The sequence below is a fragment of the Stenotrophomonas sp. BIGb0135 genome, assembly GCF_024810105.1.
Taxonomy (GTDB): Bacteria; Pseudomonadota; Gammaproteobacteria; order Xanthomonadales; family Xanthomonadaceae; genus Stenotrophomonas; species Stenotrophomonas maltophilia_AB.
This window is the reverse complement of the sequence record NZ_JANUDX010000008.1, coordinates 1-25,625: the sequence shown is the minus strand read 5'-3', so window position 1 is coordinate 25,625 and position 25,625 is coordinate 1. Positions and strand designations below refer to the sequence as shown.

24 protein-coding genes and 1 other RNA gene are annotated in these 25,625 nt (G+C 67.6%); 11 read left to right on the top strand and 14 right to left on the bottom strand.

Annotated features, from left to right (window positions below; all coding sequences use genetic code 11):
• Window position 1: 1 nt before the first annotated feature.
• Window positions 2-430: a type II toxin-antitoxin system RatA family toxin gene (locus M2421_RS15335; protein ID WP_259208287.1), complete on the bottom strand. Its 429-nt coding sequence runs from the start codon at window positions 428-430 to the stop codon at window positions 2-4.
• Window positions 431-487: 57 nt separating this feature from the next.
• On the opposite strand from M2421_RS15335, the gene smpB reads away from it, so the two are divergent.
• Complete coding sequence (gene smpB / locus M2421_RS15330) at window positions 488-991, top strand: SsrA-binding protein SmpB (RefSeq protein WP_259208285.1); 504 nt, start codon at window positions 488-490, stop codon at window positions 989-991.
• Window positions 991-1,419, top strand: a complete 429-nt coding sequence (locus M2421_RS15325; RefSeq protein ID WP_259208283.1) for a GNAT family N-acetyltransferase — start codon at window positions 991-993, stop codon at window positions 1,417-1,419. The genes smpB and M2421_RS15325 overlap by 1 nt, the downstream gene beginning before the upstream one ends.
• 79 nt (window positions 1,420-1,498) lie before the next feature.
• Here M2421_RS15325 and M2421_RS15320 read toward each other — a convergent pair whose 3' ends face one another.
• Window positions 1,499-2,746: a hypothetical protein gene (locus M2421_RS15320; protein WP_259208281.1), complete on the bottom strand. Its 1,248-nt coding sequence runs from the start codon at window positions 2,744-2,746 to the stop codon at window positions 1,499-1,501.
• Between the two features lie 264 nt (window positions 2,747-3,010).
• On the opposite strand from M2421_RS15320, the gene M2421_RS15315 reads away from it, so the two are divergent.
• On the top strand, window positions 3,011-3,370 hold the full coding sequence (locus M2421_RS15315; RefSeq protein ID WP_259208279.1) for a hypothetical protein: 360 nt from the start codon (window positions 3,011-3,013) through the stop codon (window positions 3,368-3,370).
• A gap of 285 nt (window positions 3,371-3,655) precedes the next feature.
• Here M2421_RS15315 and M2421_RS15310 read toward each other — a convergent pair whose 3' ends face one another.
• Window positions 3,656-4,096: a hypothetical protein gene (locus M2421_RS15310; protein WP_259208277.1), complete on the bottom strand. Its 441-nt coding sequence runs from the start codon at window positions 4,094-4,096 to the stop codon at window positions 3,656-3,658.
• A gap of 181 nt (window positions 4,097-4,277) precedes the next feature.
• Here M2421_RS15310 and ssrA point away from each other — a divergent pair.
• Window positions 4,278-4,677, top strand: a transfer-messenger RNA (tmRNA) gene (gene ssrA, locus M2421_RS15305).
• 64 nt (window positions 4,678-4,741) lie between these two features.
• On the opposite strand, the gene M2421_RS15300 is transcribed toward ssrA, so the two are convergent.
• On the bottom strand, window positions 4,742-5,953 hold the full coding sequence (locus tag M2421_RS15300; RefSeq protein ID WP_259208275.1) for a cytochrome P450: 1,212 nt from the start codon (window positions 5,951-5,953) through the stop codon (window positions 4,742-4,744).
• Window positions 5,954-6,384: 431 nt separating this feature from the next.
• Here M2421_RS15300 and M2421_RS15295 point away from each other — a divergent pair, with 431 nt between their 5' ends.
• Window positions 6,385-6,903 carry a hypothetical protein gene (locus tag M2421_RS15295; protein ID WP_259208273.1) on the top strand — a complete coding sequence of 173 codons (519 nt, stop codon included), beginning with the start codon at window positions 6,385-6,387 and terminating at the stop codon, window positions 6,901-6,903.
• A gap of 290 nt (window positions 6,904-7,193) precedes the next feature.
• On the opposite strand, the gene M2421_RS15290 is transcribed toward M2421_RS15295, so the two are convergent.
• Both M2421_RS15290 and M2421_RS15285 read right to left on the bottom strand, forming a co-directional pair.
• Window positions 7,194-8,102 carry an ADP-ribosylglycohydrolase family protein gene (locus tag M2421_RS15290; RefSeq protein ID WP_259208272.1) on the bottom strand — a complete coding sequence of 303 codons (909 nt, stop codon included), beginning with the start codon at window positions 8,100-8,102 and terminating at the stop codon, window positions 7,194-7,196.
• Window positions 8,103-8,142: 40 nt separating this feature from the next.
• Window positions 8,143-8,454 (bottom strand): hypothetical protein, encoded by a 312-nt coding sequence (locus M2421_RS15285; RefSeq protein ID WP_259208270.1) that lies wholly within the window; start codon window positions 8,452-8,454, stop codon window positions 8,143-8,145.
• Window positions 8,455-8,636: 182 nt separating this feature from the next.
• Here M2421_RS15285 and M2421_RS15280 point away from each other — a divergent pair, with 182 nt between their 5' ends.
• The 3 genes from M2421_RS15280 (at window position 8,637) to M2421_RS15270 (ending at window position 10,750) form a co-directional block, all read left to right on the top strand.
• A complete protein-coding gene (locus M2421_RS15280) occupies window positions 8,637-9,047 on the top strand; it encodes a g-type lysozyme inhibitor (RefSeq protein ID WP_259208268.1) in 411 nt (136 codons plus the stop codon).
• Window positions 9,048-9,102: 55 nt separating this feature from the next.
• On the top strand, window positions 9,103-9,771 hold the full coding sequence (locus tag M2421_RS15275) for a hypothetical protein (RefSeq protein WP_259208266.1): 669 nt from the start codon (window positions 9,103-9,105) through the stop codon (window positions 9,769-9,771).
• Window positions 9,772-9,883: 112 nt separating this feature from the next.
• Window positions 9,884-10,750 carry an endonuclease/exonuclease/phosphatase family protein gene (locus M2421_RS15270; protein ID WP_259208264.1) on the top strand — a complete coding sequence of 289 codons (867 nt, stop codon included), beginning with the start codon at window positions 9,884-9,886 and terminating at the stop codon, window positions 10,748-10,750.
• 24 nt (window positions 10,751-10,774) lie between these two features.
• On the opposite strand, the gene M2421_RS15265 is transcribed toward M2421_RS15270, so the two are convergent.
• Window positions 10,775-12,031: a sorbosone dehydrogenase family protein gene (locus M2421_RS15265; protein ID WP_259208263.1), complete on the bottom strand. Its 1,257-nt coding sequence runs from the start codon at window positions 12,029-12,031 to the stop codon at window positions 10,775-10,777.
• Window positions 12,032-12,178: 147 nt separating this feature from the next.
• On the opposite strand from M2421_RS15265, the gene M2421_RS15260 reads away from it, so the two are divergent.
• On the top strand, window positions 12,179-12,562 hold the full coding sequence (locus M2421_RS15260; RefSeq protein WP_259208616.1) for a VOC family protein: 384 nt from the start codon (window positions 12,179-12,181) through the stop codon (window positions 12,560-12,562).
• A 3-nt stretch (window positions 12,563-12,565) separates the two neighbouring features.
• On the opposite strand, the gene M2421_RS15255 is transcribed toward M2421_RS15260, so the two are convergent.
• The 7 genes from M2421_RS15255 to M2421_RS15225 form a co-directional block, all read right to left on the bottom strand.
• Window positions 12,566-12,832, bottom strand: a complete 267-nt coding sequence (locus M2421_RS15255; RefSeq protein ID WP_259208261.1) for a hypothetical protein — start codon at window positions 12,830-12,832, stop codon at window positions 12,566-12,568.
• A gap of 156 nt (window positions 12,833-12,988) precedes the next feature.
• Entirely contained in the window at window positions 12,989-14,419 is a 1,431-nt protein-coding gene (locus tag M2421_RS15250) for an efflux transporter outer membrane subunit (protein WP_259208258.1), read from the bottom strand.
• Window positions 14,413-15,150, bottom strand: coding sequence for an SDR family oxidoreductase (locus tag M2421_RS15245; protein WP_259208256.1), 738 nt, complete (start codon window positions 15,148-15,150; stop codon window positions 14,413-14,415). The genes M2421_RS15250 and M2421_RS15245 overlap by 7 nt, the downstream gene beginning before the upstream one ends.
• Before the next feature lie 25 nt (window positions 15,151-15,175).
• Window positions 15,176-18,346 (bottom strand): efflux RND transporter permease subunit, encoded by a 3,171-nt coding sequence (locus tag M2421_RS15240; protein WP_259208254.1) that lies wholly within the window; start codon window positions 18,344-18,346, stop codon window positions 15,176-15,178.
• A 161-nt stretch (window positions 18,347-18,507) separates the two neighbouring features.
• Window positions 18,508-19,710, bottom strand: a complete 1,203-nt coding sequence (locus M2421_RS15235) for an efflux RND transporter periplasmic adaptor subunit (protein WP_259208253.1) — start codon at window positions 19,708-19,710, stop codon at window positions 18,508-18,510.
• A gap of 91 nt (window positions 19,711-19,801) precedes the next feature.
• The gene (locus M2421_RS15230) at window positions 19,802-20,575 is read right to left on the bottom strand and encodes an SDR family NAD(P)-dependent oxidoreductase (RefSeq protein ID WP_259208251.1); all 774 of its coding nucleotides are present in this window, start codon (window positions 20,573-20,575) and stop codon (window positions 19,802-19,804) included.
• Entirely contained in the window at window positions 20,572-20,736 is a 165-nt protein-coding gene (locus M2421_RS15225) for a hypothetical protein (RefSeq protein ID WP_259208250.1), read from the bottom strand. Before M2421_RS15225 ends, M2421_RS15230 begins: the two co-directional genes overlap by 4 nt.
• Window positions 20,737-20,940: 204 nt before the next feature.
• Between M2421_RS15225 and M2421_RS15220 the strand changes: the two genes are divergently transcribed.
• Entirely contained in the window at window positions 20,941-21,963 is a 1,023-nt protein-coding gene (locus tag M2421_RS15220) for a LysR family transcriptional regulator (protein ID WP_259208248.1), read from the top strand.
• A 304-nt stretch (window positions 21,964-22,267) separates the two neighbouring features.
• Window positions 22,268-25,312: a TonB-dependent receptor gene (locus M2421_RS15215; RefSeq protein ID WP_259208247.1), complete on the top strand. Its 3,045-nt coding sequence runs from the start codon at window positions 22,268-22,270 to the stop codon at window positions 25,310-25,312.
• Window positions 25,313-25,625 lie beyond the last annotated feature (313 nt).

Genomic DNA, 25,625 nt, shown 5'->3' with positions numbered 1-25,625 from the left:
CTCAGTCCTGCCCGTCGGCAACGCGCACGAAATCATTGACCATGCGGTCGGCCAGGCCCTGGAAGCCCAGTGCCAGCGCCGGCCCGAGCAGGCGCGAGTTCGGCTCGAACTCCAGGGTCAGGGTCACCTTGCAGGCCTCCTCGGCCAGTGCATGGAACTCCCAGCGGCCGTGCAGGCGCTTGAACGGACCATCGCGCAGCTGCATGTCGATGCTGCTCGGGCGCTGCAAGGTGTTTTCAGTCATGAACCAGGTCGAGAACGACCCCAGCCCCAGGTCCAGGCGCGCCACCAGGCGGTCCGGCGCGGATTCCAGGATCTGCGACGCCGAGCACCAGCGGAACCGGCGCGGATAGGCCTCGATATCATTGACCAGATCGAACATACGGGCAGCCGAATGTTCGACCAGGGCACTACGGCGGATTGTGGGCATGCGATACAGATGTCAGATGAATCGACCGGGCGTGCCCGAATCGGAGACAATAGGGAAATGAGCAAGAACAGCGGCAAGGATAAAGCAAAGGGCGCGACGGCCAACAAAACCATCGCGCTCAACAAGCGTGCCCGTCACGAGTACCACATCGAAGATCGCTTCGAGGCCGGCCTGGCCCTGCAGGGCTGGGAGGTCAAGTCGATCCGCGCCGGGCGCGGCAACATCGTGGACGCCTACGCGTACGTCAAGCAGGGCGAGATCTTCCTGATCGGCGCCCAGATCACCCCGTTGATCCAGGCCTCCACCCACGTGGTCGCCAACGACCGCCGCGAGCGCAAGCTGCTCCTGCATCGCAGCGAGATCGACAAGCTGGTCGGCAAGGTCGAGCGCGACGGTTACACGATCGTGCCGACGGCGATGTACTGGAGCAAGAACAAGATCAAGCTCGAGGTCGCACTGGCCAAGGGCAAGCAGACCCACGACAAGCGCGACGCCGAGAAGGACCGCGACTGGGCCCGCGAAAAGTCGCGGACCATGCGCCGCCACAACCGCGACGCCTGATGCCCGGCCCGCACGCATCGCCCCGTATCGAGCCGGCCGGTGCCGACGACGCGGCGGCGGTGTTCGCCGGTCTGCGCGCCTTCAACCGTGCCGCCTGCGGGGCGGCGCTGGATGACCAGGCGCTCAACCGCGTGATCCGCGATGCGCACGGAACGCCCTGCGCCGGCCTGGTCGCCGATGTCTACGGCGGCTGGCTGAGCGTGCATGCCCTGTGGGTGGACGAGCGCCATCGCGGCCTCGGGCTGGGGCACGCCCTGCTCGCCGATGCCGAACAACAGGCACGCGCCCTCGGGGCGCGCTCGGTCATGCTCGACACGTTTTCCTGGCAGGCCGAGGGCTTCTACCTCAAGCAGGGCTACGCGATCTTCGGCCGGCTCGAGGACTTTCCGCCGGGCCACCAGCGGCTGTACCTGCGCAAGCGGCTCTGAGCCACGGCGGCCGGCGCCCTGCCCCGCCGCGCCTGCGCGCCACAGCACCGCCGGCAGAGACTGCCGGCGGCTGCGCCGCTCAGTGCGGCGCGGGGTCGAGGAAGCGCTTGAGCCGGTTCAGGTCCTTGTCGTGCACCGTCAGCGCATCCAGGAACAGGTTGGCCGCCCCGCGCTGGCTGCGCCGCCCTGCCTCGGCGGACAGCGCCGCCGCCGTCTCCAGCACCTGCGCCGAAAAGGTCCCCCGGCCGGCCCGCCGCACCCGCTCGGCGCCCATCAACAGCCAGGCCGCCACGTGTTCGGCCCAGGCCTTGTTCATGTCGGCGAAGACCTCGCGGTCGCGGCGCTCCTTGGCGCCCACCTGCCCGTCGACGCTCTCCACGGCCAGTCCGGTGCTGAAGGGCGCGGTGGCGTTCTCGTCCTCGGGCAGCGGCACCCAGGACTCCGAGCGACCCAGGTGCATCGAACTGGCCACGCGGCCGTTGGCCAGCTGGAAGGTGCTGCAGCCAAAGCACGAGGACAGCTTGTGCGTCTGCTTGCCCAGCGCCAGCTCGAACGGCTTGCCCTGCGGGTAGTTGCAGCGCACCTCGGCCAGCGCCCAGACCATGCCGTGGCAATAGCCACAGACCTTGCCGCGCCCGTCCCAGCTGCCGATCAGCCCGGTGGGCTCGATCGAGCCCGCCTGCTTGGGCGTGGTCCGTGCCGTGTGCAGGGTGGCGTCGCTGTCGTAGCCGATCAGGCCGTGGTACTCCATGCCGTACCGCCAGCGGCCCCCTTCACTGCCGTAGGGGATCAGCCGGCGCACCGAGCTGATCACCTTGGGCACCGTGTTGGCCGGATCGTCGACGATGCCGTAGTAGGCGCCACGCTCGTTGTCCAAGGTGAACTCCAGCAGCTCAGAGGGGCCGCTGCGGGTGATCAGGCCAAACAGCCAGCTCTTCTTGCTGGTCACGATCCTGCTGATGTGGTCGGCCACATGCCGCGACCACTGCACGCTGCCCGCGTGCGCCTTGCCGTCCTTCAACGGCGAGGCGATCGCCAGCTGCAGCGCCTGGCCACCGTCGTAGGTGGGACTCTTGCCGGCCTGCACGACCGCGCCCTCGACCCCGGTCAGCGCGCCGATCCGGTTCAATACGTCCTGCAGGTCGGCCTGCTGCCTGCCCGCGTCCTCATCGCCACTGTCCACGTCCCAACGCGGCGTCTCGCCGCTGCCGAGCATGTGGGTGACGAAACCGAGGAACACGCACCCGAAGATCACATCCGATTCCAGGCGCGCCAGCGCCGCGTGCGTCCGATCCACTGCCAACGGCTGTCCGTCGATGATGCCCATTCTGGCTCTCCATGAAAGAAAGAAGGGGCAGCGCCGCCCGCAAAGGGGGGCTGGCGGCGCTGCCGTGCCGTGCTGCAGGGAACAGTCACGACACCGCCAGCCTCTACCGCCACCGGCGCGGCGGTTGTGCGCCGGGTTGCAGGGGTTTGTCGCGGTCGGGCGGAATGGGGCGACGACGCGGCCAGGCAGCGCGCGAGGCCGCGATTTCCCGCAGCGCACGCACAAGTGTCAGAATCCCCGCCTATTACCCGTCTGGAGCATTGCGTGACACAGGAAATCCCCCAGGACACCGCCCCGAGCGCGGATCCAACCGCCGAGCTCCAGGCCGACGTCGCCGCATACGAATCGATCTTCGCCGAACTGACCCGCGCGATGGATCCGGCCGCGCTGCTCAAGGTGCTCACCTACCTGGGCCGCAACGCCAAGCGCGACGCCTCGGAAAACCAGACCTACGACAGCCTGGAACACCGCCGCCTGATCGCCCGCATCGACGCCCTGACGGTGCAGGTGCAGCCGGAAGCCCGCAAGCAGGCCATCAGCCTGCGCAACGAGCAGAACCACCAGCGCAAGCTCAAGGCCAAGCACCAGGCCGATAGCAAGCGGCAGCGCGAAGGCAAGCGCTGAAGCTCCGCCCGCAGCGGTCCGCGGACGGGCACGGAAGCCCGATCGAGATTCTCAGGGAAGCAACTGCCCGGCCACGTTGCCGGCACTGATCGCGCACCAGAGCGACGCCGTCTGCCACCCCTAATGAACGTGGCTGCACCGGCCGCCCGCGTGCAGCGCTGCCTGCGGTTCAACCTGGCGGTGCCGCCGGTGGCGCGGACTGACTACGCTCACGGGGCGCCGGCCACGCCGCCGGCGCGCTGGGTGCGGCGGACCGAACCCCTCGGCCCTGCCACGCAGGGCCGTCTATCGGCTGCCCACCGACTCGCGCAGCCCGGCCACTTCCGCCTGCCCCACCGACGCCTCCACCGGCTCCAGCTTGCAGAAGGCCTCGGTCAACACGTAATAGCAGCTGCCGCGGACAAACTGGACCGTGCCGGCAACCAGATCGGCGCGCCGGCGAAGATCGATTACCCCGCTGCGCGCGTTGAAGAGGCGATCACCGGGCGCCAGGTGCAGCGTGCGGAAACTGTCCGGGTTCAACGCCCCCTGCGCCACGCCATCCACTTCGAAGGGCATCGGCGCCTTGCCCAGGGGCGCCAGGAAGCCAGCCTTCGCCCGATACACCACCACGGTGGCTTTGTCCGGTACTGCCTGCACCGGCGCATACGGCGTGCCGTATTCGAACGTGGCACAGCCGGTAAGCGACAGCCCAACAAGCGCTGCAATGCACAGGGGTTTGATCATGCGGAGCCGCCTCCATGGCGTCCTGGCGAAATTTCAGAAACCTTAACAAAGGGCCGCACGGATTGGCTACGACGCCCCTGCGCGGCAACGCCGTGCGTGACTGTTCAGCGTCTTTGGAGTAGCATCAGCCCTGTCAAGTAGCGTCTGGGTCGCCAGATGTCTTGCGGTTCTTGAAGAAACCGGGGGTGCATTGGTTTCGACGGGGGTTGTGAAGTTACTTGGTGCATGCCGAGGGGGCAGCTTTCCTCGTTAATCCAGCAGCAAACTTCTAGTTGCCAACGACGACAACTACGGTTCGGACTTCGCAATCGCCGCCTAAACAGCAGCAGTTGCTTTAGTTCTACAGCCGCCTAAGGCGAACCCCCGAACCTACTTGTGCCCGTGCTCGTAGATGTAGGGTCATTATCACGGAACCGGTTGTGATGGCTGCCTGTCAGTCACGACTTAACTAAAGCAGGCTGGTCCTGGGGTGCGCTTTGCACGCCGTGCTGCCACAGGATGAGATCCAACGGTGCGCTAAGCATGTAGAACCGGGGATGGAGTGCCTTCGGACGGCGGTTCAATTCCGCCCACCTCCACCATACGACCGGTCCTTCGGGACCGGAAAGAAGCCGGAAGTTCCTGGTGACAGGGCTTCCGGCTTTTTTATTGCCTGCAGAACGTCCCATGCAATGCCGCGGGGATCGCAAAGCCGTCCATCCGCACCTCCGGCCGGTAGCTGGCCGAGGGCGTGAAGCGGTACTCGCGCGCCAACAGCGCGCACAGCAGGATCAGCTGCGCGTTGCCCACCGCCGAGCCCACGCACGAGCGCGACGGGAACCCGTAGGGCACGTAGATGCCGGCGGTGCGGCGGCGTCGCTCCGGCAACCAGCGGTCCGGATCGAACACCTGCGGATGGTCCCAGTGCGCTGCCGAGCGGTGCTGGATGTAGGAGCTCAGTTCGTAGACGCTGCCTTCGGGAATCGCATGCCCGTTGACCTCCAGGTCGCAGACGGCCACGCGGCGATTGTTGAACGGCGTTGAATACAGCCGCATGACTTCCTTGAGGAAGCGCATCGTGCACGGGATGCGCGCCATCGGCAGCGCCTGGATCTCCGCATCGGTCAGCGGCCTGAACTCCGCCTCGATTTTCTCCCGCCACGCCGGGTGCATCTGCAGGGCCAGCAACAGGCACGCGGCCATCATGCCCGGCACGCCGGAAATGGCGATCAGCTGCACTGTCACCAGATAGATGACTTTATCCAGGCCGATCCGGTCGCGCAGGCCCAGCAGCGGCTGCGCATAATCAAGATGCGCATGGCCGTCGCGCAGCCGGCGCTTGAGTTCGGCCCGGATCGCGCTGGACTCGCCACGGCCGATGAGAAAGTTGCGCAGCAGATGGCGGGTATGGATGACCTGCTCCACCTGCGTGGTGAAACGCAGCCGCAACGCGCACTGCACCGCCGCCTGCTCGCGCTCGGTGAGCCCGTCGATCACCAGCGGGATCAGTGGGAAGGACATGACATTCCACACGGCGGGCATTGCATCGCCCTCGATGCCGCAGACCGCATCGAGGGCGGCGCGCATCCGGCCCTGCAGGGCGCGCAGGGTGTCCGCGCCGGTCAGTTCCGCGCTGCGGGTGGCGATGAGGCTTCGCACTTCCGACCAGCGCACGCGCTCATGGCGGCGGAACAGGTCGGCCAGCGATTCCACGACGAACAACTGTTCCGAGTTTTCCTTGTCGACCCGGCCGGCCAGTTCCGGGCAGAACACGCCGATGCCGCCGGTCTCCAGTTTCAAGACCGGGCCTTCGCGCTCTACGCGGGCGGCCAGGCGCTCGGCGGCCACGCCGCCAACCTGTTGCGACATCCCTTCCATGCACGCCTCCGGCAAGAAGGGACTCGAAGACGAGTCCCTTCGTCTTGCTACCGTTCAAACCCCTTGGATCAACGGGGAATCAGAACTCGATCCAGAGCGGCCAGGTATTCCACACACTGCTTTTCTCGTTCGGATGAATATTGAGGCTGACGCGCAATGCTCGTGCGAATCGTTTCATCTTTCACTCCTTTGATGGCTGTGCGGGTTTACCGGGAGTATCCCGGCCAGCGCTTGATAACACAGGTATATGGCAGTGTCCAATATGCCGGCAATAATGTGCATGCATCACAGTTTCTAATGATGCGCGGTAACTGCACCCCACCGCGCGCCCTCTACTGCAGCGATCCGCACGCCCACGCCCGCCGCTGGAATGCAGGCATGGGACACGACATCATGGGTGACATCCACGGTCAGGCGGGAAACTCAAGGCGTTGCTCAAGCAGTTGGGGTACCGCGAGCGCATGGGCGCGTGGCGGCACCCGGAGCGCAGCGCGCGGTTCGTGGGCGACCTGATCGACCGCGGCCCCGGGCAACTGGAAACACTGGACGTCGTGCGGCGCATGGTGGATGCCGGCAGTGCCGACGCGATCATGGGCAACCACGAGTTCAACGGCATTGCCTACGCGACGCAGGACCCGGAACGGCCCGGCGAACACCTGCGGACGCGCGGACCCGGCAACCATGCCCGGCACCGCGCTTTCCTCGACGAGGTGGTGGTGGACAGCGCAGTGCACCGGGAGTGGGTGCAGTGGTTCATGACCCTGCCGCTGTGGATCGAAACCGACCAGGTGCGCCGGGTGCACGCCTGCCGGCACCCGGCCGCGATGGCGGCGATCGCCGACCGGCTGGCCCGGGCAACACCCTTACCCCGGAACTGGTGCCGGCCGCCAGCCGCAAGGACAGCGTGGCGGTCGTCGCGGTGGAGGCGAGCTGCAAGGGCTTGGAGATAGCGCTGCCCGCGCCGGTGTCCTTCACCGACAAGCAAAGCATCGTCCGTCACCGCACGCGCGTGCGCTGGTGGGACAGCGCCATCGCCCGTTACGACCAGGCCAAGCCGGTCTTTTTCGGGCATTGCTGGTTCAGCGGCAGGCCCGGCGTCATCTCGGCCACGGCCTGCTGCGTGGATTACAGCGCCGCCCTGCCGGGGGAGCCGCGGGTCGCCTACCGTTTCGACGGCGAGGATGCGCTGTGCAGTGACAAGGTGGTCGCGGTACGGGCGTTGCGACGCCGCGCAGCGGCGTCAGTCCAGCATCCCGCCATGCCGCTCCAGCAGCGCGTCGGCCAGCGCCTGGATGGCCTCGCGCTCGTGCAGCCGTTCGAGCCAGTGGCCCGGAATGCCCGCGGCGCCATGGAAGGCGCCCGCCAGCTGGCCGACGATCGCCGCGGTGGTATCGGCGTCATCGCCGAGGTTGGCCGCCGCCAGCACCATGTCGGCAACGCTGTCGTGACGGGCGAAACACCACAGCGCCGCCTCCAGGCTGTCCACCACGTAGCCGCTGCCACGGATCTGCTCACGCGGCAGCGCGCGGTAACCTCCGGCGGCGATGGCACCCAGCCGTGGGCTGCTGACCGCCACCGCGCGCAGGTCCAGCACCGCTGCTTTGCCCTGCCCCTGCAAGGCGCGCTCGATCGCCACCGCCAGCAGGCGGCAGGCCTCCAGACACTCGAGCGCGGCATGGGTGGTGCGCGAACTCAGCACCGCCATGTCCTGCAGCTCGGCAGTGCCGGCGTAGCGCAGCACCACCGGGGCCAGGCGCATGATCGAGCCGTTGCCGGCGCTGCTGGCGGCCGGGTTGCCGGCCAGCGGCTCGCCGGTGGCCAGGAAGCTGTGCAGGGCCGCGCGCGTGGCCACGCCGATATCGAAGCAGCTGCCGGTCGAGCTCCAGTACCCGTGCTGGTACCAGTTGACGTAGCGGTTCATCTGATCGCGCGGGTCGAAACCGTCGCAGCGCACCAGGCTCTCGGCCAGGCACATCGCCATCGAGGTGTCGTCGGTCCATTGCCCCGGCTGCAACTCGAACGGGCCCCCGCCGACCATGTCGGTCAACGGTTCGAAACTGCCGCGCGGCTGGAATTCCAGCGTGGTACCCACCGCATCGCCACAGGCCAGGCCCAGCAGCGCACCGCGATATCGATTCTGTATGTCCATGTCATTGCTCACGGGCAGGGTGAAACCGCCTCAGTACTGCTCAGGGCAGGGTGAACTTGCGCGCCATGCGCAGCGGCCACACCGAGGTGAACTGCGCCCCGCCGACCAGTCGGTATGCCGCCGACACACTGCGCAGCACGCCGAGGCGCTCGAACACGTCCTTGGCCCGGCGGAAGGTGGGGCGCGGATCGGCGGTAAACATGAACAGGTTGATCTCCTTGGCGCTGACGTCATAGCCGTCCAGGGTCGCCGCACTGCCCAGGGCCGTACGCAACTCGGCTTCCAGGGTGGCCAGGAAGGCCTCGTCGTCCAGCGACGCTCGCCAGAACTTGATCACAAGCTGGTAATCCATCGGGGGGCCTGTTGTTCAAGAAGGGAACCGCCAAGGTTACCCCTCCTTGGCACCGGCTGCGCCGCTCCGGTGCCGACGGCCCCGGGGCGTGCGCGATGACCGGGCAGCGTCGACACCCCCTTGATGCCCTGCCCATCATGCTCGGCGCACTGCGCCTCCCTCCCGGGCGCGCGAGGATTGCCATGACCCCGTTCCGTTCGATCCTGTTGACCGCCCTGCTCGCGGTGGCACCGACCTTGGCCGGCGCCGCCGATACGGTCACCACCACGCCCGTGCACTTCGCCAAGGGCACCAGCAGCGCCACCCTGCGTGGCACGCTTTCCGGTTACGACACGGTGCGCTACACGGTGGCCGCACGCGCCGGGCAGACCATGACGGTCACCCTGGGCGGCAGCGCCAACGCCAGCTTCAACGTGTTCGCCCCGGGCGTGGTGCCCGGCGAGGGCGAGGCGCTCGGCAACAGTGACGAGAAGCGGCGCTGGAGCGGTGCCCTGCCCGCCTCCGGCACGTATGTGGTGCAGGTGTACCAGATGCGCGCACAGGCACGGCGCGGTGAAAAGGCCCCGCACACGCTGACGGTGGCCATCCGCTGATCCCGGCGTCGGGCAGGCACGGCGCGTCCGGTTTCTTCCTCGCAGGGACCTCGGGATGGACTTCCTCAAACTGCTCCGATCGCTGGAAGAGTTCCTCTACGAACTCTGCACCTGGTTCCTGTTTTTCCCGCGCACGCTGTACCGGGTGGTGGTGCGGCCACGGCAGATGGCGCAGTACGTGCATACCGAGCTTACCCAGAAGCTGGAAAACCAGTTCGACGATGCGATCAGCCCGCCGATGTTCCTGATGCTGGCGGTGCTGGTGGCGCACGGGGTGGAGCTGTTGATGCACCAGCAGGTGACCGGGACCGGGCAGTTGTCGCGCACCTTGTTCGGCAACGAGGAAGGCCTGCTGCTGTACCGCTCGATCACCTTTGCGGTATGGCCGCTCATCTGCAGCGTGCACCTGCTGCGGCGCAGGCAGCGGCCGATCACCCGTGAGTCCCTGCGCGGCCCGTTCTTCGTGCAGTGCTACCTGACCGCGCCGTTCGCGGTGGCACTGTCCACCAGCATGGTGTTCGTGCGGCTGCCGGGGGAGCTCTCGACCCAGGCCGGCATTGTCGTGTCGGTACTGTCGCTGCTCTGGTATGCGGTGGTGCAGGCCCGCTGGCTGAAGATGACGCTGCAGCGCTCGTGGCTCAACACGGTCCTGTCGATGGCCTGGGTGTTGCTGCTGGGGATCGTCATCAACAGCCTGATCGGCTGGGCATTGCTGGCCACCTGAGCGGGCGGCGCGGCCCTGCGCCCGGCGCTCCAGCCGCCAATGCGTGCAATTCCCCCTGCCCCGTTTCCGTGCGACCCTTCGGGAAACGTTTTCATGGGATGGAGGGATTCCAATGTTGTCTCGTTTTCGTCGTACCGCGCTGCTGGCGCTGATGGCCCTGTCGCTGCCGGCCGGCCACGCCCTGGCCCAGACCGACGCCCCGCTGCGGGTGATGTCCTTCAACGTGCGCACGCCGGTGGATACCGAGCCCGGCCGGCGCTGGGAAGACCGTCGCGATGCGATGGTGGCGCTGCTTCGCGACCAGCATCCGGCTGTGTTCGGCACCCAGGAGCTGGTGGAAAAACAGGCCGACTACCTGGTCGAGCACCTGCCCGGCTACCGCTGGTTCGGCGAAGGCCGTCGGGGCGGCAAGGGCGACGAGCACATGGGCGTGTTCTACGACAGCGCGCAGTTGACGGTGGTCGAGTCGGGCAACTTCTGGCTGTCCGATACGCCCGACGTGGCCGGCAGCATCACCTGGGGCAACCTGATGCCGCGCATGGTCACCTGGGCGCTGTTCCAGCGCCAGGCCGACGGCAAGCGCTTCTACCTGCTCAACACCCACCTGCCCTATCGCGACGAGGATGAGCCGCGCCGGGTGCTGGGCGCACAGCTGATCGTCGACCGCCTGGCAGCGCTGCCCAAGGACATCCCGGTGGTGGTCACCGGCGACTTCAACAGTGAGCCGGGCAGCACCACCTACCAGGCCTTCACCCGCGCACTCGGCGATGCACGCAGGCTGGCCGGCAAGGTGGATGGCCCACGCCTGACCTTCCACGATTTCAGCGGCAAGCCGACCGTGGAGCTGGACTGGATCCTGGTCCGCGGTTTCCGCGTGGACCGTTTCAGCACGCTGGACGACCGGCCCGGCGGCGTGCTGCCATCGGACCACTTCCCGGTGCAGGCCGACCTGCGCTTCCCGGCCGCGCCCGGCCGTTGAGCCGGCGCGCCAGGGGCCACCGCCTTACCGTACGGCGGTGGCCTCGGGAGCGTAGCTGACACGCCAGACCGTGTTGCCGGCGTCGTCGGTGACCAGCACGCTGCCGTCCTTCAGGACCAGGCTGGCCACCGGCCGGCCGTAGACCTGCGCGCTGCCGCCCTCGGCCACGAAGCCGCTGAGGAACTCCTCGGCCTGGCCGCTGGGCGTGTCGCCGCTGAAGGGCACGAACAGCACCTTGTAACCGGACAGCGTGGCGCGATTCCATGACCCGTGCAGGCCCACCAGCGCGCCGCCACGGTAGCGGGCCGGGAACGCCGTGCCGTCATAGAAGGTAATGTCCATCGCCGCCACGTGCGGCCCCACCGCGAAATCGGGTACGCGGGTTTTCTTGACCAGCGCCGGTGCCTTGCCGGCCAACCGCGGATCCTCGTTGGCGCCGTAGTACGCATAGGGCCAGCCATAGAAACCGCCTGGCTCTACCTGGGTGATGTAGTCCGGCACCAGGTTGTCGCCCAGTTCGTCGCGCTCGTTGACCGCGGTCCACATGCGGCCATTCTTGAAGGCGATGCCGTTGGGATTGCGCAGGCCGGCAGCATGGATGGTTTCGCCACTGCCATCGGGCCGGATGCGCAGGATGTTGGCGCGGCGTTTTTCGTTCTCCAGCCCATACTCGCCGTTGTTGCTGGCCGAACCCACGGTCACGTACAGGTACTGGCCATCGGGGCTGGCCACGATGTTGCGGGTCCAGTGATTGTTGTAGCCGCCGGCGGGCAGCGACAGGATCTTGCGGCCCTTCGCGGTGATCCTGGTCTGGCCCGGCTGGTACGGATACACCCAGACGCCGTCGGTGTTGGCCACGTAGAACTGGTTGCCGCGCTGGAGCATGCCGAACGGTTGGTTGAGACCGGCCAGGAAGGTAGTGCGCAGTTCCGGCACGCCATCGCCGTCGGCATCGCGCAGCAGGGTGATGCGGTTGGCGCTGTTGGCCCCGGTCCTGGCCTCGGACACGAGCACGTCGCCATTGTCGAGCAGCGTCATCCAGCGCGGGTTGTCGAAATCACGCGCGTAGGCGCTGACCTGGAATCCCGCCGGCGCCGTCGGGGTGCGACCCTGCGGCCAACCGATCACCTTGGCATTCACCTGCGCCGAGCGGGTGGCATAGGGCTTGGGCAGCTGTTTGGCGATCGCCTCGCCCGGGCCGACCAGCGGATCGTTGGCGTGTGCACAGGCGGCGGCGGCCAAGGCCAGCAGGCACCCGGCGGCGAGCGAAGTCGTGCGCATCGGCGGTCCTCGTCATGGGCTGTGAGCGGTGGCCGGCAGGATCGCGCAGCCGCCGTGACCGCGGCGGCAAGGGGCGCCCGGGCCACCTCACGCGGCGTGGATGCGCCGGGTGCGATACAGCCCGGATTCCCCCTGGAGACCGCCACCATGGCCCACCGCAGTCGCCTCGCCGGTTTCATCATTGATTGCCAGGACACGCCCGCCGACCAGGCCGCCGCGTTCTGGTCCGCCGCGCTCGGCTACCGGGCCGCGCCGGCCTATCGCGAAGAAGGCGCCGAGTATGCGGATCTGCAGGGCGCGCCGGCGGGATTGAACGTGGAAGTGCAGCGGGTGCCCCATGCCTCGCGGGTACATCTGGATATCGAAAGCGACGACATCGATGCCGAGGCCGACCGGCTGGAGGCGCTCGGCGCGCGCCGGATCGGATTCGTCAAACGCTGGTGGGTGATGGAAGCGCCGACCGGCCACCGTTTCTGCATCGTGCGTATGCGCGATGATGACGGGCGGGCCGCGGCCAACCACTGGGACTAGCGCTCAGTACCGGCGTTGCCGGTGCCCCTCGCCCAGCAGGCGGCTCAACACCAGGTGCTGGTCGCGCGCCTGGCAGATGCGCGCGACCACGGCCAGGAACACGCCTACCAGCAGCACGCCGATGTCCAGCAGTTGATCCGGGAGCCGGCCGAACCCCAGGGCCACCGCCAATGCGGCCAGCACCAGCAGCACGATCACCGCCGGTGACATCGCCGCCCGCGCGCGCAGGCCGGCGATCGACCCGGTGCGCCATCGGTCATGTCCGCCCATAGCGTCCCTCCCTGGAAAAGAGAAATCTTGTAGCACCCGGAGGGATGCGTGCGTCAGGGGCAAAGCCGCCAATGGCGGCATTGCCGACGCGGCGTCTTTGCGAACTCCGACGCCCGACACACGGGAGGGCGGCCAGATGCCGCCCCCCGTGTCACCTCAACGCAGCGTGCCGGCCACCGCCGGCGGCGCCGCGTCCTGTTGCTGGCCCCAACCCCCCAGGGCCTTGTACACGCCAACCACGCTGACATTGACCGTGGATTCGGCCGCCGCCAACGCATCATCGGCGGCCAGCTGGGTGCGCTGCGCATCGAGCAGGGTCAGGAAGTCTTCCGACCCTTCTCGGTAGCGGATCTGCGCCAGCTGCTCGGCACGTCGTGCGGCCTGCGCCTGCTCGGCAACGATGCCCAGCCGGGCCTGTTGCTTGGCATAGCGGGTCAAGGCGTTCTCGGTGTCTTCCAGTGCCAGCAGCACCGCCTTTTCGTACTCGGCGGCCACTCCGTCGGCCTGTGCCTTGCTGGCGCGCAGCCGCGCGCGCACGGTGCCGAAATCGAACGCGGCCCAGCTGATCGACGGCGTCACCGACCAGGCCTTGTTGGCCCCGTTGACCAGGCCGCTGGCGTCGCCGGACAGGAACCCGACGAACCCGGTGAGGCTGATCCGCGGGAACAGGTCGGCGGTGGCCACGCCGACGCGTGCCGTCGCCGCCGCCAGGCGACGCTCGGCACTGCGTACGTCGGCGCGCTGGCGCAGCAGGTCGGTGGTGTCGCCCAGTGGCAACTGCCTGGCATAGGCCGGGACCTCGCGCGGTTGCAGCAGGGCATCCAGTGCATCCGGGCGCTGCCCCAGCAGCACCGCCAGGCGATGCCGCGACTGCACTTCGGCCACTTCCAGCAGCGGGATGTCCGCTTCGATCGCCTTCAAGCGCGCGCGGCTGCTCTGCACGTCCAGCTCGCTGCCCGCACCGAGTTCCCAGCGCGCTTCGGTCAGGCGCTGGGTGTCGCGCAGGTTGACCAGGGTGCGCTTGGCCACGTCGATGCGCTTCTGCGTGCCACGCAGCTCGAAGTAGTTGCGTGCCACTTCCGCCGCCACGGTGACCTGCGCATCGGCGAGGTTGTCCTGCTCTGCACCGAGGTCGGCGCGCGCCGCTTCGGCGGCACGGCGCTGGCGACCGAACAGATCCAGTTCCCAGCCGGCGTCGAAGCCGAGCTGGTAGGTCTCGCTGAAGACGCGCTCGCCGCCACGGCTGGCGTCGGGCTGCTTGCGGCGGTCGTAACTGCCACCACTGGTGACGTGCGGCAACTGGTCCAGGCGCTGCTCGACGAACACCGCGCGCGCTTCACGCACGCGGGCCATCGCAATGCGCAGGTCCAGGTTGTCGCCGAGTGCGTCATGCACCAGTTGCTCCAGCACCGGATCGTCGAACTGCGCCCACCAGCTGGCCACCGGCGAGGTGGTGCTGAACACCGGCGCGGCCGCGCCCTGCAGGGTCACCGGCTGTGCCGGTGGCGCCTGGTAGTTGGGGCCGACGCTGACGCAGCCGGCCAGCAGCGCGCTGGTCACGGCCACGGTCAACAGGCGGATCACCATGGCAGCACCTCGCCGAGGTAGGTGAAGCTGCCGTTGGGGCCGTCGGCACCGATCAGCGCCATGCCCACGCTGGAGCGCGCGCCTTCGCTGATCTCGATCTCGCCCTCGCCCGCGTTCATGTCGGTCTTCACGTAGCCGGGGTGCACGGTGTTGACCTTGGTGGTGCTCTCGCGCAGCTCGTAGGCCAGCTGCACGGTCCAGGCGTTCACCGCACTCTTGGAGGCGTTGTAGGCCGGCACCGCGAAGCCGTAGATCGGCGAACCGGGCTGGCTGTGCAGGGTCAGCGAGCCGAGGATGCTGGACACGTTGACGATGCGGCCGGCGGGCGAGGCGTTGATCAGCGGCAGGAAGGCCTGGGTGACGGCGATCACCGCGAACACGTTGGTGTCGAAGGTGGTGCGCCAGGTGTCCAGGGTCTGCGCCGACGGCGCCAGCGTGGGGTCATCGAGCAGGATGCCGGCATTGTTGACCAGGATGTCCAGGCGCCCGTGGCGCTCGGTGACGGTCTGCACGGCGGCCGCGATGCTGGCGGCATCGCCGACGTCGAGCTGGATCGCTTCCACCGGCAGGCCTTCGGCCTGCAGCTTCAGGGCCTCGGCCACGGCGACGTCGCGCTTGCGCCCGGCCAGCAGCGTATGCACGCCGGCCTGGGCCAGCTGGCGGACGGTTTCCAGGCCGATGCCGCGGGTGGCACCGGTGACCAGGGCAATCGTTTGGGTAGCGGTATTCATGTGAAAAACCTCGCGGGGGACGGGATCAATGGTGGATGGTGGGTGCGCCGTGGGTCACCAGCTGGCCGCCGCCATTACGGCTGACGAACTTGCGCAGGGCCACGTAGAACACCGGGGTCAGGAACAGGCCGAACAGGGTCACCCCCAGCATGCCGGCAAACACCGTGATGCCGGTGACAGAGCGGACTTCCGCGCCGGCACCGTGGGAGAGCACCAGCGGCACGGTGCCGGCGATGAAGGCGATGGAGGTCATCACGATCGGACGCAGGCGCAGGCGGCAGGCTTCCAGCGCGGCTTCCACGATGCCCTTGCCGCCCATCTCCAGCTCGCGGGCGAATTCGACGATCAGGATCGCGTTCTTGCACGCCAGGCCCATCAGCACCACCAGGCCGACCTGCACGAACACGTTGTTGTCGCCGCCGGTCAGCCACACGCCGAACAGCGCGGACAGCAGGGTCATCGGCACGATCAGGATCACCGCCAGCGGCAGCGACCAGCTTTCATACAGCGCAGCCAACACCAGGAACGCCAGCAGGATCGCCACCGGGAACACGATGAAGGCGGCCTTGCCCTGGGTGGCCTGCTGGTAGCTCAGGTCGGTCCATTCGGTGGTCATGCCCACCGGCAACACCTTGGCGGCGATGGCGGTGAGGTTGTTCATCGCCTCGGCCGAGGACAGCACGCGCGGGTCGGCTTCGCCGGCCAGGTCGGCCGCCGGGTAGCCGTTGAAGCGCAGCACCGGGTCCGGGCCGAAGGTTTCCTTGACGGTCACCATCGAACCGATCGGCACCATCTCGCCACGGTCGTTGCGGGTACGCAGCTTGCCGATGTCTTCCACGCTGTTGCGGAACTGGCCGTCGGCCTGGGCGATCACCTGCCAGGTACGCCCGAACTGGTTGAAGTCGTTGACGTACGACGACCCCAGGTAGGTCTGCAGGGTGTCGAACAGCTCGGTCAGCTGCACGCCCTGCGCCTTGGCCTTGACCCGGTCCACTTCGGCATCCAGCTGCGGCACGTTGGCCTGGTAGCTGGTGATCGGGAACGCCATGCCCGGGGTCTGCGACACCGCGCCCTGCATCGCCTGCACGGCGTTCTGCAGCGCACCGTAGCCGAGGTTGCCGCGGTCTTCGATGAACATCTGGTAGCCGTTGCCGTTGCCCAGGCCGAGGATCGGCGGCGGCATCATGGCGAAGGCGAAGCCCTCCTGCAGCCCGGCGATCTTCTGGTTGATCTCGGCGTTGATCTGCGCGGCGGTGCGGCCATGGCGCTCGTTGAACGGCTTGAGCGGGATGAACGCCACGCCGGTGTTGGGCGTATTGGTGAACTGCAGTGCGTTCAGGCCGGGGAACGAGATCGTGTGGGCCACGCCCTCGGTTTCCTGGGCGATCTTGGCGACCTTGCGCAGCATTTCATCGGTACGCGCGATCGAGGAGCCTTCCGGCAGCTTCACGCCGGCGATCAGGTACAGCTTGTCCTGGGTCGGAATGAAGCCCGGCGGCACCAGCTTGAAGATGAAGCCGGTACCGACCAGCAGCACCGCGTACACCACGAACACCGCGCCACGCCGGCCGAGGATCTTCGACACGCCGCGCTCGTACTTCTCCGAGCTGGACTTGAAGAAACGGTTGAACGGGCGGAACACCCAGCCGAACAGGCGGTCGATGATGCGGGTCGGGGCATCCTTCGGCGCACCGTGCGGCTTGAGCAGGCGCGCGGCCAGGGCCGGCGACAGGGTGAGCGAGTTGATCGCCGAGATCACCGTGGAGATGGCGATGGTGACCGCGAACTGCTTGTAGAACTGGCCGGTGACGCCGGACAGGAACGCCATCGGCACGAACACCGCGCACAGCACCAGCGCGATGGCGATGATCGGACCGGACACTTCGCGCATCGCCTGGTGGGCGGCCGCGAGCGGGGTGAGACCTTCCTCGATGTTGCGTTCGACGTTTTCCACCACCACGATCGCGTCATCGACCACGATGCCGATCGCCAGCACCAGGCCGAACAGGCTCAGCGTGTTGATCGAGAAGCCCAGCAGGTACAGCGCGGCGAACGTACCCACGATGGACACCGGCACGGCGATCAGCGGAATGATCGAGGCGCGCCAGGTCTGCAGGAACAGGATCACCACCAGCACCACCAGGGCGATGGCTTCGAGCAGGGTGGAGACCACGGCCTTGATCGAGTCGCGCACGAAGATGGTGGTGTCGTACACCGCCTCGTACTTGACGTCGTCCGGCATGGACTTCTGCATTTCGTCCATGCTGGCCATCACCGCGTCGCGGATGTCCAGCGCGTTGGCGCCAGGGGCCTGGAAGATGCCGATGCCGACCGCGTTCTTGCCGTCCAGCTGCGAGCGCAGGGTGTAGTCGCCGGCGCCCAGTTCCACGCGGGCCACATCGGACAGCCGCACCACTTCACCGTCGGCACCGCTCTTGAGCACGATGTCGCCGAACTCCTTCTCGCTGCGCAGGCGGCCCTGCGCGTTGATCAGGGTCAGGAACTGGCTGTTGGGCATCGGCTCGGCACCGAGCTGGCCGGCCGAGACCTGCACGTTCTGCTCGCGCATCGCGCCGACCACGTCGCTGGCGGTCAGGCCGCGGGCGGCGACCTTGTCCGGGTCCAGCCAGGCGCGCATGGCGTAGTCGCCACCGCCGAAGATCTGCGCATCGCCCACGCCCTGGATGCGCGCGAGCGCGTCCTTGACGTGCAGGCGCGCGTAGTTGCGCAGGTAGAGGGTGTCGTACTTGCCCTTGGGCGAGGTCAGGTGCACCACCATCAGGAAGGTCGGCGACTGCTTCTGGGTGGTGACGCCTTGCCGGCGCACGTCCTCGGGCAGGCGCGCCTGGGCCTGGGCGACGCGGTTCTGCACCTTCACCGCCGCATCGTCCGGGTCGGTGCCCGGGCGGAAGGTGATGGTCATCTGCAGCACGCCATCGGAGCCGGCCACCGACTTGAGGTACATCATGCCCTCGACGCCGTTGATCGCCTCTTCCAGCGGGGTGGCCACGGTTTCGGCGATCACCTTGGGGTTGGCGCCGGGATACACGGTACGCACCACCACCGACGGCGGCACCACTTCCGGGTACTCACCGATGGGCAACATCGGGATGGAGATCAGGCCGGCGGCGAAGATCACGATCGACAACACCGCCGCGAAAATCGGCCTGTCGATGAAGAAACGGGAAAAGTCCATGGGTGGATTCCTGGGGTTTCACCAACGCCGGCGTGCACGACCCCGGCCGCTGTCGCAGGCGACAGCGGTGGCGGGCTCCCCTGCACGGGGCGCTGGCAGACACGGTAGAGCCGACGGTGGGGTCGGCTGCTATGTAGGGCCGACGGTCAGTCGGCTGCCCTTCAATTCAACGCAACAGCGGGTGCCGCAGCGGGCTGCATGACCACGGCCTTGGCCTGCACCGGCATGCCGGGCATGAAGACCTTCTGCACGCCGTCGATGATCACCCGGTCGCCGGCCTTCAGGCCCTGCTGCACGATGCGCAGGCCGTCGGCGTTGCGGCCCAGGGTGATGTCCTGGCGCTGCGCCTTGCCGTCCTTGTCGACCACGTAGACGTACTTGCGGTCCTGGTCGGTGAGCACGGCCTTCTCGTCGATGAGCATGGCCTGGAACTGGCCACTGCCCAGCAGCTGCACGCGGGCGAACAGGCCCGGGGTGAAGGTGCGGTCGGCGTTGTCCAGCAGCGCGCGCACGCGGATGGTGCCGGTGCTGCGGGTGACCTGGTTGTCGAGGAAGTCGACCTTGCCCTCATGCGGGAAGCCCTCCTCGCCCGACAGGCCCACCTTGACCGGCAGGTCGCTGTCGCGCTCGCTCGGGCGCTCGCCCTTGCGCGCCATCTGCGCGTACCGCAGGAAGGTGCTCTCGTCGGCATCGAAGTACACGAACACCGTATCCAGCGAAACCAGCGTGGTCAGCACGCTGGCGCTGTCGCCGGCGGTGACCAGGTTGCCAGCGGTCACCATCGCGCGGCCGGCACGGCCGTTGATCGGCGCGCGCACCTTGGTGAACTCCAGGTTGAGCGCGGCGGCATCCAGCGCGGCCTGCGCGGCCTGCACGCTGGCACCGGCCTGGTCGGCCGCGGCGCGGCGCTGCTCCCAGGTTTCGGTGGAGATCGCCTGCTGCTCGGAGAGCTTCTTGGCGCGGTCGGACTCGCTGCGGGCCAGCGTGGACTGGGTGCGGGCACGGGCCAGCTCGGCGCGGGCACGGTCGTACTCGGCCTGGTAGCTGCGCGCGTCGATGGTGAACAGGACATCGCCCTTCTTCACCTCGTCGCCTTCGACGTAGTTGACCTTGTCGATGTAGCCGGACACGCGCGGGCGCAGCTCGACGCTCTGCACCGCCTCGACGCGGCCGCTGAAGTCATCCCACTGGCTGATCTGCTTGACCAGCACCGGGGCGGCGCTGACCGACGGCGGCGGCGGCATGCCGGCTTCTTCGGCGTGGCCACCGCTGCAGGCGGCCAGGACGGCGGCGGCCAGGACGGACACACCGACCATGGCCAGCCGTCGGGTGAAACGTGGGGAAGTGGAGTTGGAGGTGGTCATGGCATGCATCCGTACGGAGGGGGTGGTGATACGAAATCGGGGGGAAGGCGCAACTGGGGGGCACATCCTGGGACCTGAACCTTGGTAAAGGTCAAGCGGCACCTGCGGTATCGCGCGACAGCGGGGGAGGCCTGTCCAGGTGCAGCAGGCCACGCGGCAGTTCGGCGTCGCGGGTGTCGCAGCGCACGATGGCGCGGTTGTCGGTGCAGGTATCGAGCAGGGACACCAGCCGCCGCCCGACCAGCAGCGCGCTCGGCCACTCGATGCAGGCATTGGCCGCATTGGTCGTCGTACACACCGGGTTGCACACTTCCAGCATCTGCGCGCGAACGCCCAGCGCCTGCGCTTCCTGGTGCAGCACCTGGGCGTACATGCGCGTGGTGGACATGGTGATCGACGATTCGCCGTGGCCGGCCCACGGCTTGAAGCCGGCCGGGCCACCGACCAGCACGTAGCGGCGCACCTGCGCGCCACCGCGAAGCAGCGGCAGCAGGTGGCGCCCGGCGTGCACGTGCGGCATCACGTCGGCCTGCAGTGCCTGCAGCAGTGCATCGCCACTGCGGTCGGTGACGCGGCCGCGGTTGTACGGGCCGCCCATTGCATCGACCACGGCCGCCAACGGGCGCCGCCGCAGCGCCAGGCGTTCGACCAGCGCACGCGCCGAACCATCGTCCCCCAGCGAACCGAGCATCGTTTCCAGCCCGGGCTCGTCGGCGAACTGGTCCTGCAGGGCCGCCAGCCGCCCGGGGTCGCGGCCGACCACCAGGACCGGGCTGCCGGCCTCCAGCAGCGCAGCCACGATGCCCTGGCCGACACTGCCGGTGCCGCCCAGGACCAGGACCTCGGGGGCCAGCGTCCCACTCATGGGACTTTCACTCCCGCGCCCGGGATAATCCCAATTCGACCCAGTTGGTCGAGATGGCGTGAACCCAGTCGCAGGCTACCGCCGCGCTGCATCTTGGCGGGCGGGGTGAACTCGCGGAAAGCCTTGTGCGAGAACGCCGAAGGGCGCTTCTCTACGGTCATGGCCAGCTCCAGCGGGGAGGTGGGGCCGCTGAGTACGCGGCCAAGAATGTTCCGCAACCACATGGCTGGGGTCCTTCACTTCGGGAATGGCGCCAGATTAGTCCCCAAACTCCCCCTTGATTAGTCCGGATTAAGGGGAATAATCGTCCCGTACCCGGCACAATCTTTCGGGCACCCTAGCCCTCCCCACTTCGGATCCCCGTCATGGCACACGATCTCAACGACACGCTGATCTTCGTCAAGGTGGTCGAGCAAGGCAGCTTCATCGCCGCCGCCACCGCGCTCGGCCTGCCCAAGACCACGGTCAGCCGCAAGGTGCAGGAACTGGAGACGCGCCTGGGCGCGCGCCTGCTGCACCGGACCACGCGCCGGCTGGGCCTGACCGAGGCCGGCTCGGTGTACCACGAGCATTGCCAGCGCATCGCGCGCGAACTGGAAGAAGCCGAAGGCGCGGTCAACCAGCTGCAGTCCGGCCCGCGCGGCTGGCTGCGCTTCACCGTGCCCTACTCGATCGGCATCACCTGGATCGCGCCGCTGCTCGGCGAGTTCCATGCGCAGTACCCGGAAATCCAGCTGGACATGCACCTGGGCAACGAGAAGCTGGACCTGATCGCCGGCGAAGCCGACCTGGCCCTGCGCGTGGGTACCCTGCCCGACTCCAACCTGGTGGCGCGCAAGCTCGGCAGCCTGCGCACGCAGGTGTTCGCGAGCCCGGCCTACATCGAGCGCTACGGCGAGCCGCTGCACCCGGACGAGTTGCAGTTCCACCGCATCCTGGCGATGCGCAAGGCACGCAACATCAACAACAACCGCTTCTTCTGGCAGCTCGGCGAGAACGGCGGCGACCTGCGCGATTTCCCGGTCAATCCGCTGCTGGTGGCCAACGACCCGTCCGCGCTGAATGGTGCGCTGGTGTGCGGCGAAGGGTTGCTGCTCACCGGCGATGTGATGGCCAAACCGTTCGTCGAATCGGGCATGGTGCGCCGCGTGCTGGCCGGCTGGACCGGCCCGGAAGTGGACTTCAACGCCGTGTTCGCCGGCGGTCGCCTGGTCTCGCCGAAGGTGCGCGCGTTTGTCGATTTCCTGGTGGCCAAGCTCGACTTCGACGCCAACTACATGCTGGCGCAGTGCCCGAACGCCAAGTTCGCCAAGCAGAAGAGCGAGCAGGCGGAAGAAGAGCTGCAGGCGACCGGCAAGCGGATCCTGGAAACGGTGACCGCGGGCTGACCCACGGCGGAGCCGAACACGGTCGTACCCCCTGAAAACGCCGCCTCCGGGCGGCGTTTTCCGTCCGGCGACGACGCGCGGTTTGTCGCGAACGGCACGATCCTGATTTACACCCTTCGCACTGCTGCAGAAGGTTTTTCAGCGAACCTCGTCACGTCTCGGTGCGCGCAGCGGCACTATTTTTGCGCGGCGTCACGCTACACGAGGTCCTGGCGACGCCACGCGCTTTTTTCTCCACGCCTGACGACTAGCGTCCGCCCCACTCGACCCGGCCACCCCGGCCGGACGCACTGGAGGCGAAGACATGCAACACCCGTTCCGCACGTGCAGGATCCAACCGCGCAAGACCACCCTGTCCCTCCTGCTGATGGCCATGTTGACCCCGCTGCCCGCGCTGGCCCAGAGCACGGTCGGCGACGTCCTCGGGCACGTCCCGGATGCCGCCGGCGGCAATGTCCAGATCCGCAGCCTGGAGGCCGGCACCTCGCGCGAAACCCGCATCACCGCCGACGGCAGGTTCCGTCTGCCGGCCTTGCCTACCGGCCAGTACGAAATCCGTGTCACCCGCGCCGATGGCAGTACCGACCAACGCCAGGTCACGGTGGTGGCCGGGCAGACCACCCAGGCCGATTTCGCCAAGGCCGCCACCCTGGACGCAGTGAACGTGCGTGCCAGCAACGTGGCCCCGATCGACCTCGGCAGCGTGGAGACCCGCACCACCTTCACCGCCGAACAGCTCAACACCCTGCCGGTGGCGCGTGATGTCACCAGCATCTCGCTGCTCACCCCGGGCACGGTGGCCAGCAGCAGCTTCTTCGGGCCGGCCTCGTTCGGCGGTGCGTCGGCGGCCGAGAACAGTTACTACATCAACGGCTTCAACGTCACCAACCTGTTCGACAGCCTGTCATTCGCCGAGGTGCCGTTCCAGGCCATCGACCAGCTGGACGTGCAGACCGGCGGCTACGGCGCGCGTTACGGGTTCTCCACCGGCGGAGTCACCAGCGTCAACGTCAAGCGCGGCACCAACACGTGGAAAGGCGGGGCCAGCTGGACCACCACGCCGGATGCGCTGCGCGAGAACGCGCCCGACACGCTGCGCACCGATGGCAGCATCCTGCGTTCGTACGACAAGAACCGCCAGTCCGGCGATGTGTTCAGCGCCTGGGCCGGCGGCCCGTTGATCGAGGACACGCTGTTCGTGTTCGCGCTGGGCAGCATGACGCGATCGGACAACACCGCCTTCGGCGGACGTTCGGCCAGCAACCCGCGCAGTACGCGCGATCCGGACAAGCCCGTGCCGCCCACATCGTTGGCGACGTCCGCGCAGGACTACCGCTCGCGCGATCCCTATTGGCTGCTGAAACTCGACTGGTACCTCAACGACCGCAATCACCTGGAATACACCGGTTTCGACAACCGCCGCCGCTACCAGTACGACTATTACGACGCCGACTACGCCAGCGACCGGCCCGGCGCGGCCGTGGACAAGCGCGACTACCGAGGGCGCCTGGAAGGCCGCTCGGGCGGCAACACCAACGTGTTCAAGTGGACCAGCCAGCTCAGCGACGACGTCACCGCCAGCCTGCAGCACGGGCGCATGCGCAACACCAATGGCCAGTACACGATCAGTCCGGATGGACAGCGTGGTGACTACGATGGCGACATCAATGCCGCCGATGGCGACTGCCCATACGTGGTCGACCGCATGCTGGGCAAGCAGGTCGGCTGCGCCGTCAACAGCCAGTTGGGCCTGCGCGCCGGCAGCAACGAGCGCAGCAACACGCAGGCCGACCTGGTCTGGCAGGTGGGCAACCACCAGCTGGGCGGCGGCTACAGCAAGGAAGACTGGACGTCGGTGCAGGGCACGGCCTATTCCAGCGGCGCGTACTGGAACCTCTACGCCAACTATGCTCAGCGCATCAACTTCCGTACCGGTGGCCGCATCGGCGTCAAGCAGGCGTCGTGGTACCTGGAAGACCACTGGCAGGTCAACGACCGGCTGATGCTGTACGCCGGGCTGCGCAACGACTCGTTCGACAACCGCAACGGCAGCGGCGCGACGTTCGTCAAGCAGGACAACATCTGGCAGCCGCGGCTGGGCCTTTCGTGGGATCCCACCGGCGACGGCGACAGCAAGCTGTACGCATCGCTTGGCCGCTACTCGCTGCCCATCGCCGCCAACGTGGCCCTGCGCGCGGCCACCGGGTCGTACTACACGATGGATTACTACACCTACGACGGCTACGACCCGGTCACCGGCAAACCCAACATCACCGGTTCGTATCGCAACGGCAGCGCCGACAGCGTGGTCAACGGCGCCGACGGCAGCACGCCCGATCCGCGCGCGGTCGCCTCCCGTGGATTGAAGCCCTACACCCAGGACGAAGCCATCCTCGGCTATCAGCGGCTGCTGCGATCGAGCAACGACTGGGTCGATGGCTGGACGCTGGGCGCCAAGCTCACCGTGCGCCGGATCAACCAGGTGATCGACGACACCTGCGATTCGCGCTCGCTGTACAACGCAGCCAAGGCCGCCGGCTACGACGTCTCGCACTGGGACAGCGAATGGGAAGTGCCGGGCGGCCTCCCCGGCTGCTGGATCTTCAATCCCGGCAGCGACCTGACCCTGGACATCGACGTGGATGGCGACGGCACGCCGGACACCATCACCGTTCCCGGCAGTGAACTGGGCCCCAAGGCCAAGCGCAGCTACCGTTCGCTGAGCCTGTCGGCGGAGAAGCGTACCGAGCGCTGGTATGCCAGCGTCAACTACACCTGGGCCAAGCTGTATGGCAATTACGAAGGCCTGGTGAAGAGCACCAACGGCCAGGACGACACCGGCACGACCTCGGACTTCGACTTCAAGGAACTGTCCTACGGCGCCGATGGCTATCTGTTCAACGACCGTCGCCACAGCTTCAAGCTGTACGGCAGTTACCAGCTGAGCCCGCAGTGGCAGGTGGGCGCGAATCTGCTGGTGCAGTCGGGCACGCCGATCAGCTGCCTGGGCGGCGGTAACGGTACGTTCGATACCGATTTCGGCTACCGCGGTGTGTTCCATACCTGCAATGTCGGCGAGGACGATCTTTCCAGGGTGGGCAGCAGTGGGCGTACGCCGTGGACGATGTCGGTCAACCCGAACGTGATGTACTCGCCGGCGGCGCTGCCGGGACTGAGCGTGCAGTTGTCGGTGATCAACCTGTTCAACTCGATCAAGCCGGTGCAGGTGTATGAGACGCGCTACGACGTCAATTCGGCCGGGACGGTGACCGACTACTTCAACTACGGGAAGGCCCGCTACAACACCACGCCACGGTATGCGCGGCTGCAGGTGCAGTACGACTGGTGAGAGCGGCGGTATCCCACAGAAAGGACGCTCCCTCTCGCTATGGGGGAGCGTCCTGTTGCAAGGGCCGTGGCAGATGACGCAGCGCGATATGCGTGTGGCTGGGCAGCCTGGCCGCCGTGTTGATCGGTGCTGTCTCCGCTTTGGCGTTCCGCGCGCGTGAGGGCCCCGTAGCGGCTTGCGGTACGCAGGGGGCTTTGGGGGCAGTCGGTGGGTTGGGCGCTGGGCCCCCATGCCCTTGGAGGCGAAATAAAGGAGGAGGCCGCGCAGCGGCCGGGGGACATTCGCCGGAAAGGGCATGGGGGCCCAGCGCCCG